Origin of the sequence: Glaciecola siphonariae (assembly GCF_042652645.1) — a bacterium.
Classification (GTDB): Bacteria; Pseudomonadota; Gammaproteobacteria; order Enterobacterales; family Alteromonadaceae; genus Glaciecola; species Glaciecola siphonariae.
The window spans coordinates 858,292-876,070 of record NZ_JBHSGU010000002.1 but is presented as its reverse complement, the minus strand read 5'-3'; the positions used below and the strand labels follow the sequence as shown (position 1 = coordinate 876,070).

At 44.6% G+C, this 17,779-nt stretch carries 15 protein-coding genes; 9 read left to right on the top strand and 6 right to left on the bottom strand.

Annotated elements, in window-relative coordinates; genetic code table 11:
• The first annotated feature begins 76 nt into the window (after positions 1 to 76).
• The gene (locus ACFO4O_RS05350; protein ID WP_382406322.1) at positions 77 to 508 is read left to right on the top strand and encodes an SRPBCC family protein; all 432 of its coding nucleotides are present in this window, start codon (positions 77 to 79) and stop codon (positions 506 to 508) included.
• Positions 508 to 867: an RnfH family protein gene (locus ACFO4O_RS05345; RefSeq protein WP_382406321.1), complete on the top strand. Its 360-nt coding sequence runs from the start codon at positions 508 to 510 to the stop codon at positions 865 to 867. The genes ACFO4O_RS05350 and ACFO4O_RS05345 overlap by 1 nt, the downstream gene beginning before the upstream one ends.
• Positions 868 to 941: 74 nt before the next feature.
• On the opposite strand, the gene ppsR is transcribed toward ACFO4O_RS05345, so the two are convergent.
• Positions 942 to 1,754 (bottom strand): posphoenolpyruvate synthetase regulatory kinase/phosphorylase PpsR, encoded by an 813-nt coding sequence (ppsR, locus tag ACFO4O_RS05340; protein WP_382406320.1) that lies wholly within the window; start codon positions 1,752 to 1,754, stop codon positions 942 to 944.
• 179 nt (positions 1,755 to 1,933) lie between these two features.
• On the opposite strand from ppsR, the gene ppsA reads away from it, so the two are divergent.
• Positions 1,934 to 4,309, top strand: a complete 2,376-nt coding sequence (ppsA, locus tag ACFO4O_RS05335) for a phosphoenolpyruvate synthase (RefSeq protein ID WP_382406319.1) — start codon at positions 1,934 to 1,936, stop codon at positions 4,307 to 4,309.
• Between the two features lie 242 nt (positions 4,310 to 4,551).
• Here the strand turns inward: ppsA and ACFO4O_RS05330 are convergent, their stop codons facing one another.
• On the bottom strand, positions 4,552 to 4,716 hold the full coding sequence (locus tag ACFO4O_RS05330) for a hypothetical protein (RefSeq protein ID WP_382406318.1): 165 nt from the start codon (positions 4,714 to 4,716) through the stop codon (positions 4,552 to 4,554).
• 266 nt (positions 4,717 to 4,982) lie between these two features.
• Between ACFO4O_RS05330 and ydiJ the strand changes: the two genes are divergently transcribed.
• Together ydiJ and ACFO4O_RS05320 are read left to right on the top strand one after the other, a co-directional pair.
• Positions 4,983 to 8,015, top strand: coding sequence for a D-2-hydroxyglutarate dehydrogenase YdiJ (ydiJ, locus tag ACFO4O_RS05325; protein WP_382406317.1), 3,033 nt, complete (start codon positions 4,983 to 4,985; stop codon positions 8,013 to 8,015).
• A gap of 20 nt (positions 8,016 to 8,035) precedes the next feature.
• Positions 8,036 to 8,440, top strand: a complete 405-nt coding sequence (locus tag ACFO4O_RS05320; protein WP_382406316.1) for a DUF4826 family protein — start codon at positions 8,036 to 8,038, stop codon at positions 8,438 to 8,440.
• 54 nt (positions 8,441 to 8,494) lie between these two features.
• On the opposite strand, the gene ACFO4O_RS05315 is transcribed toward ACFO4O_RS05320, so the two are convergent.
• On the bottom strand, positions 8,495 to 8,761 hold the full coding sequence (locus ACFO4O_RS05315; protein ID WP_382406315.1) for a hypothetical protein: 267 nt from the start codon (positions 8,759 to 8,761) through the stop codon (positions 8,495 to 8,497).
• Positions 8,762 to 8,978: 217 nt separating this feature from the next.
• Here ACFO4O_RS05315 and ACFO4O_RS05310 point away from each other — a divergent pair, with 217 nt between their 5' ends.
• The 4 genes from ACFO4O_RS05310 (at position 8,979) to fusA (ending at position 13,685) form a co-directional block, all read left to right on the top strand.
• Positions 8,979 to 9,881: a transcriptional regulator GcvA gene (locus tag ACFO4O_RS05310; protein ID WP_382406314.1), complete on the top strand. Its 903-nt coding sequence runs from the start codon at positions 8,979 to 8,981 to the stop codon at positions 9,879 to 9,881.
• Positions 9,874 to 10,335: a DUF423 domain-containing protein gene (locus tag ACFO4O_RS05305; RefSeq protein WP_382406313.1), complete on the top strand. Its 462-nt coding sequence runs from the start codon at positions 9,874 to 9,876 to the stop codon at positions 10,333 to 10,335. The genes ACFO4O_RS05310 and ACFO4O_RS05305 overlap by 8 nt, the downstream gene beginning before the upstream one ends.
• Positions 10,325 to 11,476 carry a 23S rRNA (cytidine(2498)-2'-O)-methyltransferase RlmM gene (rlmM, locus tag ACFO4O_RS05300; protein ID WP_382406312.1) on the top strand — a complete coding sequence of 384 codons (1,152 nt, stop codon included), beginning with the start codon at positions 10,325 to 10,327 and terminating at the stop codon, positions 11,474 to 11,476. Before ACFO4O_RS05305 ends, rlmM begins: the two co-directional genes overlap by 11 nt.
• 118 nt (positions 11,477 to 11,594) lie before the next feature.
• On the top strand, positions 11,595 to 13,685 hold the full coding sequence (gene fusA / locus ACFO4O_RS05295; RefSeq protein ID WP_382406311.1) for an elongation factor G: 2,091 nt from the start codon (positions 11,595 to 11,597) through the stop codon (positions 13,683 to 13,685).
• A 68-nt stretch (positions 13,686 to 13,753) separates the two neighbouring features.
• Here fusA and ACFO4O_RS05290 read toward each other — a convergent pair whose 3' ends face one another.
• From ACFO4O_RS05290 to ACFO4O_RS05280, 3 genes are read right to left on the bottom strand one after another with little or no spacing between them, the layout of a single operon-like run.
• On the bottom strand, positions 13,754 to 15,742 hold the full coding sequence (locus ACFO4O_RS05290) for a transglutaminase TgpA family protein (protein ID WP_382406310.1): 1,989 nt from the start codon (positions 15,740 to 15,742) through the stop codon (positions 13,754 to 13,756).
• 5 nt (positions 15,743 to 15,747) lie between these two features.
• On the bottom strand, positions 15,748 to 16,758 hold the full coding sequence (locus ACFO4O_RS05285; protein ID WP_382406309.1) for a DUF58 domain-containing protein: 1,011 nt from the start codon (positions 16,756 to 16,758) through the stop codon (positions 15,748 to 15,750).
• The gene (locus ACFO4O_RS05280; protein WP_382406308.1) at positions 16,758 to 17,666 is read right to left on the bottom strand and encodes an AAA family ATPase; all 909 of its coding nucleotides are present in this window, start codon (positions 17,664 to 17,666) and stop codon (positions 16,758 to 16,760) included. The genes ACFO4O_RS05285 and ACFO4O_RS05280 overlap by 1 nt, the downstream gene beginning before the upstream one ends.
• Between the last annotated feature and the right edge of the window lie 113 nt (positions 17,667 to 17,779).

Genomic DNA, 17,779 nt, shown 5'->3' with positions numbered 1-17,779 from the left:
ATTGTCTTTATTAGGTTGAATTTGAGTGATTTCAACCCAACAACTAGGAAATATTACCCAGTAGTTATTGGATGCAATGCCTAAAATTAAAAAGAGCGCATTAGTCGCTTACAGTGCCATGCAAATGTACGATTTAGTGAACGACGTCAACGCATACGACAAGTTTCTGCCTGGTTGCCGCAGAAGCGAAGTCCTTGAGCAAAGTGAACACCATATGTTGGCTAAAATGCTGCTCAGCAAAGCAGGCGTCAATCAAGAACTTGTTACTCGCAATAGTCTCACTCCGGGGCGGCAAATCGATATGGATTTAGCCGACGGTCCTTTTAAGTCCTTAAGCGGGGGCTGGCGTTTTACACCGCTGTCTGACGAGGCCTGCAAAATAGAGCTAGAACTTGATTTTACCTTTACAAGCAAGCTGGTTGAATTTGCTTTCGGCAAAGTATTTAAGGCTCTGACAAACAATATGGTGCATGCATTTACCGAGCGCGCTAAAAGGGTGTACGGTTAATGTCCGAGCATTTGGCAATTGAGGTCACATACGGACTGCCTAATAAGCAGTCTCTTATAAGTCTTACTGTACCCCCGTCAACTACCGTAGAACAGGCAATCGTGCTGTCTGGCGTGCTGGATATTTACACTGAGATAAATCTGTCTGAAAACAAAGTAGGCGTTTGGAATCGTACGTGTCGTTTAAGCGATGAGATAAAAGACGGCGATCGCATTGAAATTTATCGCCCACTGATTGCCGACCCTAAAGAAATTCGTAAGTTACGTGCTCAAAAAGCGAAAGAAGAGGGACGGGCGAACAAGATTACAGGTGCCAAGCAAAAGCGTGAGTCGTCAGCAAAATCATCAAACAATGAGTAAGAAAAGCGTAGGCCTTTAAAGGCCTATCATGCTGCGTATCTATTGCAATCGAACTCACCCCTTTAACACAAAACTTAGTACTTTCTGCGTTTCAAGCCTGTTTGGGCGAGTATCTTGGCCGAGATCTCTTCTACTGAAAACTTAGTGCTGTTTAGGCATGGAATTTTTTCTTTCCGATAGAGATTTTCTACTTCACGCAACTCCATTCTGCATTGCTGTATAGATGCGTAGCGACTGTTAGCACGGCGTTCTGAGCGGATGGCATGTAGCCTATCTGCGCTAATGGTTAAACCAAATAGTTTTTGTTTAAATCGTTTTAGAATGGGCGGCAGTTTTAAGATATCTCCCATATCTTCTTCTGTAAATGGGTAGTTAGCCGCTTTGATGCCGTATTGCAGGGCTAAATATAGGCTGGTGGGTGTTTTGCCTGAGCGTGATACGCCAACTAAAATGATATCCGCCTCTTCATAGTCTTTTAAATTTGAACCGTCATCGTTTGCTAGGGCGTAGTTGACGGCTTCAATGCGAATGTCATACGTTTGTTCGTGCATGCTGTGCGTTCGATGCTTAACAGGTTTTGATGGAACCCCAATGACTTTTTCAAGCGGCGCGACAAACTGGTCTAGAAAATTGTAATTAATGCCTACCGATTGACTTATTAGCTTCCCGACTTCTGCGTTTACCATCGTAAAAAAGACCAAAGGTCGCTGCCCACTTTCCTTAAATGATTGTTCTATCTGATAAAGCACCTCTTTTGCATGTTGTTCGGTTTCAACAAATGGCACCGTGATGTGATCAAATTCCATTGGAAATAAAGACAATAAAGCGTGACCAAATACCTCTGCTGTTATAGCTGTACCGTCAGATATATAAAATGCAGCGCGCACAACATCTCCTTAACATTGTTGTAATTTAATTACGAAAAAAATTAAATTTTACTTTGCAATAAAACCCAATTTAAAATCGTGCAGTGCTTTACGCTAGCACGTTTAATTCGTTTTGTAATAGTAAGTGAAATCTTTCACTTCTTATTTTTAAGTTTCGGGGTTTGATGGAGGCCACTATAGTGCAGGATTACGTTCTTTGGTATCAACAGTTGGGCATGGACGATGTAAATCGCGTTGGCGGTAAAAACGCATCATTAGGGGAAATGATATCAAACCTATCAAACGCGGGTGTGCAAGTGCCTGGCGGTTTTGCAACAACAGCGCATGCTTTTAATGAGTTTTTGGTGCAAAGCGGAGTTGAGGCACGTATTCACGAAGTACTCGACGCATTAGATGTTGAGGATGTAAACGCGCTTGCTAAAGCAGGCGAACAGATAAGGCAGTGGATACTCGATACGCCATTTCAAGAAGAACTTGAGCGTGAAATAAAAAATGCCTTTGAAACCCTCTGCGCCGATGCCGGTGAGCAAGCTTCGTTCGCAGTGCGTTCGTCGGCTACTGCCGAAGATATGCCAGATGCCTCGTTTGCCGGGCAGCAAGAAACATTTTTGAACGTGAAAGGCTATGAGTCGGTGCTCGTAGCAATCAAGCATGTGTTCGCATCGCTATTTAACGACCGCGCAATCTCTTACCGAGTGCATCAGGGCTATGACCATAAAGGGGTGGCGCTCTCTGCCGGTATTCAGCGCATGGTTCGTAGTGATGTTGCTGCGTCTGGCGTGATGTTTACCATCGATACTGAATCGGGTTTTGAAGATGTTGTGTTTATCACCAGCTCATACGGGCTTGGCGAAATGGTAGTGCAGGGCGCGGTAAATCCAGACGAATTTTATGTACACAAACCTACGTTAGCTTCTGATAGGCCGGCAGTGCTGCGCCGCAATATTGGTAGCAAGTTAACCAAAATGATTTACTCTGAAGACTTAGAGCACGGTAAACAAGTCTCGATTGTCGACATAGATGCCCACGATTCAAAACGTTTTTCAATTAACGACGATGAGGTTATGGAGCTTGCCAAACAAGCCCTAATTATCGAAAAGCACTATCAGCGCCCTATGGACATTGAATGGGCCAAAGACGGCATTGATGGAAAGCTTTATATTGTGCAAGCGCGTCCTGAAACGGTTCGAAGCCGCGAAGACATGCAGGTAATTGAGCGTTTTCAATTAAAAGATAGTGCGACATTAGTATGCGAAGGGCGAGCGATTGGCCATAAAATTGGTGCGGGTAAGGCAAAGGTGCTTGGCTCTATCGCTGAGATGGACAAAATTGAACAAGGCGATGTGCTGGTAACTGACATGACCGACCCAGACTGGGAGCCGATCATGAAAAAGGCCTCTGCTATTGTGACTAATCGCGGCGGTCGCACGTGTCACGCCGCTATTATCGCGCGTGAAATGGGTATTCCTGCGGTTGTGGGATGCGGCAATGCGACTGACTCAATTGCTACTGGAGATGAAGTCACTGTGTCGTGTGCCGAGGGCGATACGGGCTACATCTACAATAAAGTACTCGATTTTGACGTTACCACGTCTCGGGTTGACGCCATGCCCGATTTACCGCTTAAAGTGATGATGAATGTGGGTAATCCAGACCGCGCCTTTGATTTCGCGCGTTTACCTCACGAAGGCGTTGGTTTAGCGCGTTTGGAATTTATCATCAACCGCATGATTGGGGTGCATCCGAAGGCGCTGTTAAATTTTGATGACCAGCCGCAAGACTTAAAAGATGAAATCACCGACATGATTGCTGGCTATGAATCTCCGGTGGAGTTTTATATTGAAAAACTTGTTGAGGGTATCGCCAGCATTGGTGCTGCGTTTTCTCCAAAGAAAGTGATTGTTCGTATGTCTGATTTCAAATCTAACGAATATTACAATTTGGTGGGCGGCTATCAGTACGAACCTGATGAAGAAAACCCGATGCTAGGTTTTAGAGGTGCGAGCCGGTATATTTCTGAAGATTTCAGAGACTGCTTTGCGCTGGAGTGTGAGGCGATTAAACGCGTTCGCAATAAAATGGGTTTGGTTAATGTTGAAATCATGATCCCCTTTATTCGGACGGTTGAAGAGGGACGTCAAGTTATTGATTTGCTCAAAGACCAAGGACTCGTGCAGGGAGAGAACGGCTTACGCATTATTATGATGTGCGAGCTTCCGTCTAATGCCTTGTTGGCAGATCAGTTTTTAGATTTGTTTGACGGTTTCTCTATTGGTTCAAATGACTTAACTCAGCTTACCTTAGGTTTAGACCGTGATTCAGGCTTAATAGCGCATTTATTTGATGAGCGTAATGATGCGGTTAAGGCTCTGCTGTCAATGGCAATTAAAGCAGCGAAAGCGCGAGGAAAGTACGTGGGTATTTGTGGTCAAGGACCTTCTGACCATGAAGATTTTGCAGCATGGTTAGTTGAGCAAGGTATTGATAGTGTCTCTTTAAATCCAGATACCGTAGTAGAAACATGGCTTTATTTAGCTGAACAGCATAATGCTTAATTACTGGGGCTAAATGCTAAGCATTATTTAACATGCAAAAAAGGCGTCTAAGTGACGCCTTTTTTGTAAATCTTTTTCAGTACTATTAGTTAATGCTGCTGACCAATTTTTATAGCTAATTCCAATAGCCAATGTTATCAGTCTATGCTGTCGGCCTGCGCGCTCGGCACTGTTAAAACCGCGTTTAACTAACGCTAAGTCAGAACGTTTACTATCGAGATGACGCGAAGATGTGCTGCACCTTATGCCGCTTCGGTTTTGTGGCCTTCTTCACGCATTTGTTTTTCAAGCGCTTTGCGTTTGGTTACTTTGCAGTCTAACGACCGTTCAACGGTTTTTCTGCCTAAGTAGGCAACCGGTGCATAAGGGTGTTTAGGTTTAAATATTTTCTTTAAAAAATTACTCATAATTCCTCCAAATTCCGCGTAAGTGTAACAAATACAAGCTTAAAAGTAAAAGTCGCTGATATATAACTCGGCGGAATATAAAAATACATGAATAAAATCTTATAATACTCGTGCTTATTTTAATATTTGCTGGACTGTCTGAACACAATCGCTGATGGCAAGAAGTTTTTGCGCTCGTGAATATAAATAAAGGCTTTGGTAGCTATTAGTCCTAGAGCGTTGGTGTTGAAATCAGTATACTCAGCGTTCAGAAAAAGGAGGGGACATTGAGCGTACTACCTACACTAGCGCCACAAGACACCGTAAAAGCGGATACTCAAGCATATTTGGCTAAGTTACAGGAAAGTAGCTTTAGCGGCGAAATTGAAGTGTCTTATTCAAGCCGTATGGCAGTCGCTACTGATAATTCTATTTATCAGCGCATTCCTCAAGCCGTGGTGTTTCCCAAAAATGTAGATGACCTCGCCACAATCGCAGCGGTGGGAAAAGACTTTGCAAATGTAAGCTTTAGTGCAAGGGGCGGCGGCACAGGCACGAATGGTCAATCGCTGACGCCAGGTATTGTTATTGACACCTCCAAGCACATGCGTGAGATTTTAGAGCTGAACCTCGAACAGCAGTGGGTAAGAGTGCAGTGCGGGGTCATCAAAGACGCGTTAAATGATTACTTACGCCCTCACAAATACTTCTTTTCGCCCGACCTCTCTACCAGTAATCGTGCAACCATTGGCGGCATGATCAACACCGATGCTTCTGGGCAAGGCTCGTTAGTTTACGGGAAAACCAGCGATCATGTGTTAGGTTTAACGTCGGTTACCGCTAGCGGAGAAGTATTGCATACAGCGCCATTGAGCATGGATGATGCAAAAGCAATGGCAACCGAAAATACCGATTACGCTAAAATTTTGCAGCAAGTATTGATGAGCTGCGTCGGTAAACGCCAAGCTATTTTAGATAAGTTTCCTCGGTTAAATCGTTTCTTAACCGGCTACGACCTAGAACACGCCTACGACCAGCTTAACGATACGATAGATGTGAGTCGACTGCTTGCAGGCTCTGAGGGGTCGTTAGCCTTTATCGCAGAAGCCAAACTCAATATTACCAAAATTCCAAGCCATACTGCGTTGGTAAATATTAAATACAATGATTTTGAGTCAGCGCTGCGCCACGCGCCATCGATGATTGCCGCTAACGCCACCTCTGTAGAAACCGTCGACAGCCGAGTGCTTGGGCTGGCGCGGGCTGACATTGTTTGGCACAGCGTATCGGAGCTCATTCAAGATGTGCCTGGTAAAGTGATGGACGGCTTGAATATGGTTGAGTACAACAGCGACGATAAGGACGCTATTGAACAAAAAATCAAGCTGCTGAGCGAACGGCTCGACTCCGAAATAGCGAATGAGCGCTCTGGTGTCATTGGTTATCAAATTACCTACGATACCGCTGAGATTAAAAAGATTTACGGTATGCGTAAAAAAGCGGTTGGTTTATTAGGTAAAACCAAGGGCGATAAAAAGCCCATTGCGTTTGCCGAAGACACCGCAGTTCCGCCAGAGAAACTTGCCGATTTCATTATGGAGTTTAGAGCGCTGTTAGACAGTCACGGACTGCAATACGGTATGTTTGGTCATGTTGATGCTGGCGTTTTACATGTGCGCCCGGCGCTGAATTTATATGATGAAGACCAAGAAAAACTCGTTAAAACGATATCTGACCAAGTTGTTGCGCTGGTGGCCAAATACGGCGGATTGATGTGGGGTGAGCATGGCAAGGGCTATCGTAGTGAATACGCGCCTGCCTTTTTTGGAGAAGAGCTGTATGACGAAATATGCAAGATTAAAGCGGCCTTTGACCCTCATAATAAAATGAACCCCGGTAAAATTTGTACGCCTTATCAGTCGGGCGCACAGTTGGTTAAAGTAGATGATGTAAAGCGTGCCACCTACGACCGACAAATACCGATTACCCTCAGAGAGGCATTCGCGCCTGCGATGAGCTGTAACGGGAACGGACTTTGCTATAACTACGACACCACCTCGCCGATGTGCCCGTCTAGTAAGATTACGCGAGACCGCCGTCACAGCCCCAAAGGACGAGCGGGCTTAATTCGTGAATGGCTATATCAGTTGCAGCGTCATGGGGTGAACACCACAGACTTATCCTATAAGAGCTTTACGCCATTGAGTATGTTCAGTCGCGTTACATCGGCCAAACAGCCTGACGCGTCTGACTTTTCTCACGAAGTCTTTGAGGCGATGAATGGGTGCTTAGCATGTAAGTCGTGCACCAATCAGTGTCCTGTGAACGTAGACGTACCTGATTTTCGAGCAAAATTTTTGGCGATTTACTACACCAAATATGCGCGGCCTTTAAAAGACTATTTTGTTGCAAACGTTGAGCGCTTGGCACCCATGCTTGCGCGCATCCCGAGACTGGCCAACGCCTTTCTTGACAACCGTTTAGTTAAGTATGTTCTCAAACAATGGGTGGGTTATGTAGATGCGCCGCTACTGTCTTATCCACCTTTGACGAAGCGCTTAAGCGCACTGAGCAGTCAATATGATTTAAACGCCCTAAAAGCATTGCCTGATGAACAAAAGGCCAAATATGTGCTTGTGGTGCAAGACCCCTTTACCAGCTTTTACGACGCAGATGCGGTTGATAAAACCTTAGCGTTTATTCAAGGATTAGGTTATCACGGCGTTCTACTGCCGTTTTCTCCAAATGGAAAGCCGCAGCATGTAAAGGGGTTCTTGAAAGAGTTTGAGCACACAGCACGCAGCACTGCTGGGTTTTTAAATGCCGTTGGCGATTTAGGTATTCCATTAATTGGCGTCGATGCGTCATTGGTGCTGTGTTACCGCGACGAATACGATAAAATATTGGGTGCTCAGCGGGGCAACTTTGCTGTTAACACGCTCACCGAATGGCTAAGCGATGTGCCAGAACAGTGTTTTGACAATATACGAGTGAACGACAATAAGCCTTTTTATTTGTTCGCGCACTGCACAGAAAAAACGGCACTGCCAAGTTCTGAAAAAGACTGGCAGGGCATATTTAAGCGTTTAGGTCTGACCCTTGAGATCATTCCTGTGGGGTGTTGCGGCATGGCGGGAACTTACGGGCATGAAACGGAACACTTAGAAAACTCCATTGGCATTTATGATTTGAGTTGGCGTCGTAAAATTGAGCAGTATGATGCCTCACGGGTCTTGGCTACCGGCTATTCCTGTCGCAGTCAAGTTAAGCGTCTGGCGAGATTTCGACCACGGCACCCCATAGAAGCGCTAGTAAATTAAAATATTGAATTGGAAAAATAATGACAGAAATAAACGACCAAGAGTCGCTATCAAAATGGGTGCGAGAGCAATTTCAACGAGCGAATAAACATCTCGCTGAGAAGGGCATTTTGTTTGAATCGGTAGTGACCGAAGAAAGTCGCTATTTAGCGCCTTATGCCGCGGTTTGGAGGATTAGAAGTCAGGACAAAAAATCGTTTTGGGTAATCAGTGGTGACGTTCCTGCCGACGCTGTGCCTGTAGAGGCTGCTGAAACTGCCAGAGAGGCAATGAAACGCTTTTCTTACTCTTGGCGTATGCAGGCTGAAAATATTCGTAGAAGTAATACACTGGATAAAGACCAGCAAGCATTCGCTACCTTGTTAGACAACAAAGCCGATATGCTGTACGCAATCGCGAGTGATAAAAAGGTTTGGCAAGACTAGGCTTAAGCAGTGAAAGCTGCGCAATAAGCTGTTATTGGTCTTGCCGACTTGAACTTACTCATCACCTAATGTTTTAACGGGGCTCACTTGTGTGCGCTTGCTTCTGGTGTCGCGCGCAAGTAAGACAAATTCGTTTGAAACTGAAATCGGCGTGATAACAAGCGGAGCAATATCGATGCTTTGCTTGGTTTTAACATCTAATATAGCGGTAATTTCGCTTTTAGACAGTGCATTGCTAGATACGTATCCGTCTGCGGGTTGAGCAGCCGATGCGGTGTTTAAAATACCAGCAGTCAAAACAGCTAGTGTGAAAGATTTCATTTGATTCTCCTAATTAATGTTAATGTAATATTTGTAATAAAAAGTACGCTTTAGCTAACATTGTTTTTACAAGTTTAACTGATTGAAATAAATAAATTTTATTTCACTTTTCGCCATATATATTACGGCTAAAACGAACAAAAGATGAACAACATTAATTGTGTGATATCATTAGAAAATCTAATGTATATTTGTCTTAATCAATACGCGAGAATTTATGCCTAAACGTCTGCCGCCTTTAAATGCTCTAAAAGCGTTTGAGTCTGCTGCCCGCCATTTAAGCTTTACTAAAGCGGCTGATGAGCTGTTTGTGACCCAAGCGGCTGTGAGCCATCAAATTAAATCGCTAGAAAGCTATCTGTCGACAAAACTATTTCATCGGAAGAATCGCTCGCTGTTGTTAACCGAAGAGGGGCAGGCTTATTTTCAAGATTTACGAGACATATTCACACAAGTTCAGGAAGCCACCGATCGTTTGCTAGCGATGGGTGCAAAAGGCGCAATCACCGTTGCAACCCCGCCAAGTTTTGCAAGTCAGTGGTTAGTGCCAAAGATATATCAGTTCTCTGCCGCTCATACCGACATCGACGTGCGCATCAAAGCCGTTGACTTAGACGATGGATTTTTAGATGACTCGGTCGATATCGCTGTTTATTACGGCAAGGGGTCGTGGACAGGACTGCACGCCACAAAGCTAATTGCGGAGTACTTAACCCCCATGTGCTCGCCGCTGCTCCTGCAGCGAGGCAAGCCTCTTAATTCACTCGATGACTTAAGCCACCACACTTTGCTTCATGATAATACGCGCAGCGCATGGAAAAACTGGCTGCAGGCTTTTTCGGTCAAGGGTATCAATGTGAACCAAGGGCCTATATTCAGTCATACGATGTTAGTTTTGCAAGCAGCTGCAATTGGTCAAGGCATTGCTTTATCAGATACTGTGCTGGCAAAACCCGATATCGATAGTGGGCGTTTGGTTTGCCCCTTTGTTGAAAAGATTGAAAGTAAACAAAGTTACTACTTGGTGTGCAGAGAATCACAAGCCGATAAAAGCAAGATAAAGGTGTTTCGTGATTGGATGCTCACGCAAATTGAAGGATATGGTGAAAACATTGAGTAAAACGCTTCATGCAGCATCGAATAATTCTACAGCGCTAGCTAATGCTCGGTTTGCCTTGATAACGGGCGCGGCGTTTTGCTTACTCAGCGTTATGATTGGCGCATTTGCAGCCCATGGTTTAAAAGCTGTGTTGAGCGAATATCACTTAAGCGTGGTTGAAACGGGTGCTCGCTATCAAATGTATCATGGTATAGCGCTTATTCTGATTGGCGTTTTACAATTAAGCTTGCCGAATATGGCATCTCGCTTCGTAGCGATGTGCTTCACACTAGGGATAGTCTGTTTTAGCGGTAGCTTGTATTTGTTGGCCAGCGGTGGTTTTTCTTTTGTCGCATTTATTACGCCTTTAGGCGGACTGATGTTGTTATTAGGGTGGGGCGGCTTTATTTTTCAAGTATATAAACATACCAAGGCCGCAAAGGGATTAAACAGCGAGACATGTAATGACGCATGAGTTTCTGTTTTACTGCCGCAGCGGATACGAGGCTGATTTATCGAGCGAACTTGAACATAAGCTCGCTCGACAGAACAGATTTGGCTATGGCCGTTTTAGTAAAGACAAAGGCTTTTTACGTTTTCAAATCACGCCCTCTGGAAAAGTGCAAAAACAAGATGTAAGCATTCAAAGTCAATGCGATGCTATGCCTCGCTTGTCGTCGATTATTTTCGCGAGGCAGAAAACCCTCATAATAAGCGAGTTGAGCTTCAGCAACATGCGCGATCGAGTTGGCGAGGTGGTCGAAGGACTACAAGCTTGGATGTCAGAAAACGCGCAAGCCATCCTCTTCGGTGATGTTCGCGTAGAGTATCCAGATACCGAATCGGGCAAAGAAATTGCCAAGTTTTCCAAAAAATTTACGGTGCCGCTTAGAAGTGCGCTGCGCAAAAATGGTGTGTTAAGTAAGCAACAATCTCATAGTCTGCCGTATCTTCATGTGTTCTTCGAGCAAGGAGACGCATGTATTTTAGCCATATCGATGCCGGGCGATCGCAGTGAAGATTTATTGGGCATTAAACGCTTAAAGTTTCCTGCTGATGCGCCATCTCGTTCTACCTTAAAGCTCGAGGAAGCGATAACGCTGTTTTGCACTAAACAACAGGAACAAGCGCTATTTCAAACAGGAATGAGTGCGGTAGACCTTGGTGCATGCCCAGGAGGATGGACCTATCAGCTTGTGAGCCGAGGCTTGCGAGTTGAGGCGGTCGATAATGGAGCGATGGACGATAAGCTCATGCAAAGCGGCTTAGTGAGTTACCATGCGGCTGACGGCTTCACCTACACACCCAAAGACAAGCATGTAGACTGGTTAGTTTGCGATATGATTGAGAAACCCGACAGAGTCGCAAAACTGATGACGCACTGGCTCACGTCTCGTTTAGCCAGCGCGGCTATCTTCAATTTAAAATTACCCATGAAAAAGCGTTATTTAACGCTTGCTCCACTGATTGAAGAGTTTGAAGCCGCACATAAATCAGGTGAGCAAGACTTTTTGATGTGTGCCAAACATTTGTATCATAATCGTGATGAGGTGACCTTTATGATTATCAAAAATTCTCAAATGGTTGCAGAATTTGCGTCAAAACAGGTGCTTTAGTCGGTATTTTCGCTTTTTACGCATCTATCTACAAAAATAAGCATGAAAGTGGTGTAATTTCTGCTCAATAATCTATATAATCCGCGCCAAATTTTTCTCAAACCTATGAAGTGGAAATATGTCAGATTTAGCACATTACAGAAATATAGGTATTTTTGCTCACGTTGATGCGGGCAAAACGACCACTACCGAACGAATTTTAAAACTCACCGGAAAAATCCATAAAACCGGTGAAGTACATGACGGCGAATCAACGACCGACTTCATGGAACAAGAAGCTGAGCGCGGGATTACTATCCAGTCTGCAGCGGTAACCTGTTTTTGGAAAGGCCACCGTTTTAACGTTATCGATACTCCAGGACACGTTGACTTTACTGTTGAAGTATACCGTTCACTTAAAGTACTAGACGGCGGTGTGGGTGTATTCTGTGGTTCTGGTGGTGTTGAGCCGCAGTCAGAAACTAACTGGCGCTACGCAAACGACTCAGAAGTATCTCGTATTATCTTCGTGAACAAGCTTGACCGTATGGGCGCTGATTTCTATCGCGTTGTTAAGCAGGTTAAAACTGTATTGGGTGCTAACCCATTAGTGATGGTTTTGCCAATCGGTATTGAAGACGAGTTCTGTGGTGTTGTTGATTTGCTAGAGCAAAAAGCCTACATCTGGGACGACACGGGTTTACCTGAAAATTACAAAGTTGAAGACATTCCTGCTGATATGGTAGACAAAGCGGCAGAGTACCGTGAAATGCTGATTGAAACAGCAGTAGAGCAAGACGATGACCTAATGATGGCTTACATGGACGGCGAAGAACCTTCTATTGAAGACCTAAAGCGTTGTATTCGTAAAGGTACTCGCGACCTAGCTTTCTTCCCAACATATTGTGGTTCTGCATTTAAAAACAAAGGTGTACAAAACGTACTAGACGCCGTTGTAGACTACTTGCCAAGCCCAACAGAAGTTGAGCCACAGGATCTATGCGACCCAGAAACCGGTGAAGCAACTGGCGAAAAAGCAATCGTTACCGTTGATGAACCATTCCGCGCACTAGCGTTTAAAATTATGGATGACCGTTTTGGTGCATTGACCTTTATCCGTATTTATTCTGGTAAGCTGAATAAAGGCGATACCATATTGAACTCAGCAACCGGTAAAACTGAGCGTGTAGGCCGAATGGTTGAAATGAATGCTGATGACCGCACCGAACTAAGCTCTGCGCAAGCGGGTGATATCTTAGCGATTGTTGGCATGAAAAACGTTAAAACAGGTCACACACTTTGCGATCCTAAGCATGAGTGCACGCTTGAGCCTATGATTTTCCCTGAGCCTGTAATCTCAATCGCTGTTGCACCTAAAGATAAAGGTTCAACTGAGAAAATGGGTATTGCCATCGGTAAAATGGTTGCTGAAGACCCAACGTTCCAAGTTGAGACTGACGAAGATTCAGGCGAAACCATTTTGAAAGGAATGGGTGAGCTTCACTTAGATATTAAAGTAGATATTCTTAAGCGTACTTACGGCGTTGAACTGCAGGTGGGTCAACCACAGGTTGCTTACCGTGAAACTATTACGCAAGCGGTTGAAGATTCGTACACGCACAAGAAGCAGTCTGGTGGTTCTGGTCAATTTGGTAAAATTGATTACCGCATCCGTCCTGGCGAGCCAAATTCAGGCTTTACCTTTAAGTCTATTGTTGTGGGTGGTAACGTTCCAAAAGAATTCTTCCCAGCGATTGAAAAGGGCTTTAAAAGCATGATGGAAGAGGGCGTACTAGCTGGCTTCCCAGTGTTAGACGTTGAAGTTGAGCTTTACGACGGTGGTTTCCACGCGGTTGACTCATCTGCAATTGCCTTTGAAATTGCAGCGAAAGGTGCTTTCCGTCAGTCGATTCCAAAAGCGGGTCCACAGCTTATTGAACCAATCATGAAAGTTGACGTATTCACGCCAGACGATCATGTAGGTGACGTAATCGGTGACTTGAACCGTCGTCGCGGCATGATTAAAGACCAAGAAGCTGGCGCTACAGGCGTTCGCGTTAAGGCTGACGTACCGTTATCTGAGATGTTCGGTTATATTGGTTCGCTACGTACCATGACGTCTGGCCGTGGTCAGTTCTCGATGGAATTCTCACACTATACGCCTTGTCCGCAAAACGTATCTGAGAAAGTAATCGAAGAAGTAAGAGCACGTAAAGCTGAGAAAAAATAAGTATCGGCAATATGCATAAAACAAAAACCGGCTGAAATAGCCGGTTTTTTTATGGGCGCGATTATTGTTTAACGTTTACTTTTAAAGCTTAATTTTAAGGAGTAGAGCAAACGTTCAAATTCTTTCGGTTCAGCGTCTTTGTTTGCGTATTGCGCCCGATAGAAGCGATTCACAAAGCGCGTAAGTTCCTTTTGCTGCCTACTGTTGAGCTTAGGCGAAATGCGGGTAGAAAACTGTTTAAGCGTTTCATGTGGCTTTTTTTGCATGCCGTGTTGCTCAAGGAAAGCGAGCAGGGTACTTAAGGCTGAAGGGGCGGTGCGTGAAAACCAACTTTTATAGGGTAGAAAAACCAGAGCGATAAACAAAACAATGATGCCCAAGGCAACGAACATAAACGTGGTCATATTCTTTGCATTAAAATCACCAAAGAGCTTTTTGATCAGGTCACGCTGTGAGTCTTGATCAAAGCGTAAAACTGATTGCGTCCACTGATGATCAATCAGAACCAGAAAGTCTCTAATTTGGCGAATTATTGCCGCGTCATTAAACTCTGATAAATTAAACGGGCGCTCAACTAGGTCACCCTCTTCTTCCGTAATACTTGAAAACAACCCACTCATTAAGCGGTTAGGCGCAACCATGGCGGTGGGGTCAATTCGCTTCCACCCTTCATTTTCTGCCCAATACTCAACCCATGCGTGTGCGTCGTACTGGCGAACGGTGAGTATGTTTTTATTCTGTAGCTCACCTCCTTGATATCCGGTAACGACGCGAGCCGGAACATCTGCCAGTCTCAACATGTAAGCAAGGGATGTTGCATAGTGTGAGCAAAAGCCTCTTTGATACTCAAATAAAAATTGGTCAACGGGGTCCACCGTCATCAGCGGTGGTTTTAAAGTGTAGGCAAACTGCGAGCTTTTAAACATATCGACAATCGCACTAACGCGAGCCGAGGTGTCCATGCTCGCATCTATTGTGTCTGCTATATAAGCTCTAGTACGAGGATTGCCTTCTCTTGGCGTTTGTAAATGGCGTTGACGCTCATACTGACTCATATACTGATTAAGCGGCATATCCATGTAGGAGTTCACGATATAGAGGCTAGCCTTGGTATTGTCCTTGGCAGTAAAAAGCTGATAGGAAGAATTTCGTTGAATGGCTCTATCGCTCATAACCTCCTCGACAATCGGATAGTCTAGAGAATATTGCCATCTTAAGTCGTTAGGCTCGGCAATAATAAGATAACGTGTCGCTTCGCCAAATGGGGTCACATCGGGCGTATTTTCAAAGGTCGACATTTCTTCGCTCATTGACCATGTGGTGCCATTAAAGTAATCCAGCACGATTGCTCGCCAGTAGCGCTCTTCAGGGGCGGGGATGGTGTCGGTAAACTCGGCACGAAAAGCCAAATCGCCGGATTGTGCAAGATTCGCAATGTCACCGGGTGTAAGGTTCTCCGATAGTCCTGTGCTCGACGAATTTTTTGACGCTGCCTCCCAGAGGGGCGGTAATCTCGGTACCATAATAAATAAGATAACGGTTATTGGAATGGTTTGCGCAATCAGCTTCATGGACTGTTTAATACTTGCAGCGTGCTTTAGTTTGCCGCTATTGAGGAAGTAAGCGCTAGAGAGCGTCGCAAAAAGTACGATGGTGTAATAGCTACTGAGCAACAGGTCTTGATGATGAATAAAGCCACAGGCCACCAAAAACACAACAACGACTATAATCAAATGAAAATCAGCGAACGAGCGCATCGTAATAAGCTTTAAACAGCCAGCAACAATTAACAAATTAATCATGGTTGAGAGCAAGCCGAATTTGCCGGAAAAGAACACGAGCAGCAGCATGCAAAATATGGCTAAAAGGTTGAGCGTTGCGTTGTTCAGCGGCCTTATCTTTTTAACAACCTTGGCCCATACCACACCAAGTGCGCATAAGAATAAAATCCAAACCCAGCTCATCATAGTGGGAGAGAGTGGCAATATAGCTAGCGCAAAGCAAACACTTACCAAAGTGCCGGGGACTTTAAGCTGTTCATGGGTAAGTTTACGCATGGCCATCACTCATCGTTTTTACGCCTATCCATTTGATGGCTTTGGCCGTAGGTGGCTAATTGAAATAAACAATTTTGCAAGTGCCCCATACCGCTTTGTGGCAAGATTTGATTTGTGCCTAAATCAAACCCAAACTCAACCTGCTCTTGCGACAAATGCTGTACCTGATAACTCATTATTCTTAAGCTTTCTTCAAGATTTCCCTGCATGACATCGTTAAGACGCAACCATCCGCTTACGCCAGAAGTTTCACCAAAGTCTTTGGTCAGCATGCCTTGACCTTTTGCCACATGTTTCCATGAAACATGATGCAGGGGATCGGTCTCAACAAAATTACGAATGCCTTGTAAGTTGTCAGATTGTTGCTTAGCGCTGGCTTGAGAGGGTACATCGTTGTCGTCTTTGTTGATCTGATGAAGGTTAATGGAGGATTTTTGTGCGCTTGGATATACCAATATTTTGTGTTTGGGCTGAAGATAACTCCAACAGCGAAACAAGCCGAAGCCGAAAAAGCATTCAACTTTAATGCGCGGCGACATATGTAAACCACGTTTGAACGGCGGTAGATGCAATGATATTGGAGTAGCTTCTGCCTCGCTATCCAATGGTGATTCCACGCTGCGTTTGTGCGCGCTGAGAATGAACTCACCACCGGTATATTGTTGGGTACTTTTTAGCTCACATCTAAGCAGAATATCTCGATTGTCAAACTCAGGTGTAAAGGGCATAAACACCAAAGTGTGTTGCGTGAAGTAACGGTAACTATGAAACAGCGACAGAATTAACAGTGCGGAAGTAAAATAGCTCATACCCAGCACAATATTGTTTTGATAGTTGGTGCCTAAAATAAACAGAAAGACCACAATAGCAATCATCGCCCACCCAAAACTTGAGGGCAGAATAAAGGTGTTGGTTAAATTAAAACGGCTTTCGTTCTCGGCCGGTATGCGTTTGTCCAGCCAGTGATTGCGTCGGCTTAACCAAGTTTTTCTGAACGCATTAATTGAGCGTTTCATCAGGCCGCCAGCGGGTCTACCTGTTGCAATAAGTGCTCAGCATAAGAGGATGCTGTTTTAGTCACGAGGTGGCCTCGCAGGCGATGTTCGCATACCCCACTTAATACAAATTGGACATCCTCTGGCGTAACAAAGCTTCGCTCATGCACAAATGCTGCAGCTTTTGCGGTATTGAGTAATGCCTTTGCTGCTCGCGGCGACAGTGCATTTGGGAATTCAGTGGATTTTCGAGTGTGATTAACCAAATTAAGCACGTAGTTAACAACCGCATCGCTTACATCTATTTTGTCTACTTCGTTTTGTAAGCCAATGAGAGTTTGAATATCTATGATGGTATCAAGGGCCGAGGCTTCATTATTGTTTAGCAACATTGCTTTTTCCGATTCGTAATCAGGAAACCCTAACGATAGCTGCATATTGAAGCGGTCTAATTGGGACTCAGGCAATGGATGCGTGCCCGATTGATGCAGTGGATTTTGTGTCGCAATCACAAAAAAGGGATGCGGTAAGTCCCGTGTGTTGCCATCTATTGTGACTTGACGTTCTGCCATCGCCTCTAGCAATGCGCTCTGCGTTTTAGGGCTTGCTCGATTGATTTCGTCGGCCAAAATAACATGGTTAAAAATAGGGCCAGCGTGGAAGGTAAACTCGCCGCTGCTTTGGTCGTAAATATTGATTCCGAGCATATCGGCGGGCAGTAGGTCTGAGGTAAACTGTATCCTAGCAAACTCAAGACCAAGTACCTTCGATAAAGAATGGGAGAGGGTAGTTTTGCCCATGCCGGGCAAATCTTCTAATAAAAGGTGTCCGCGCGCCAAAAGGCAAATTAAAGACAACTCAATTTGCGAATGTTTGCCTCGTATAACTTGTCCTATGCTGTCAATGCAAGATTTAATGTCGTTTCGCATGGTACTCATCTTTGTTTTTATCGCGTTAAATCATAAAGGATGTATCGACCTAATCGCTTATCGTATTAGATACTAATGTATGCGTTTGTTATGCTCATAATCATATTTTGAAC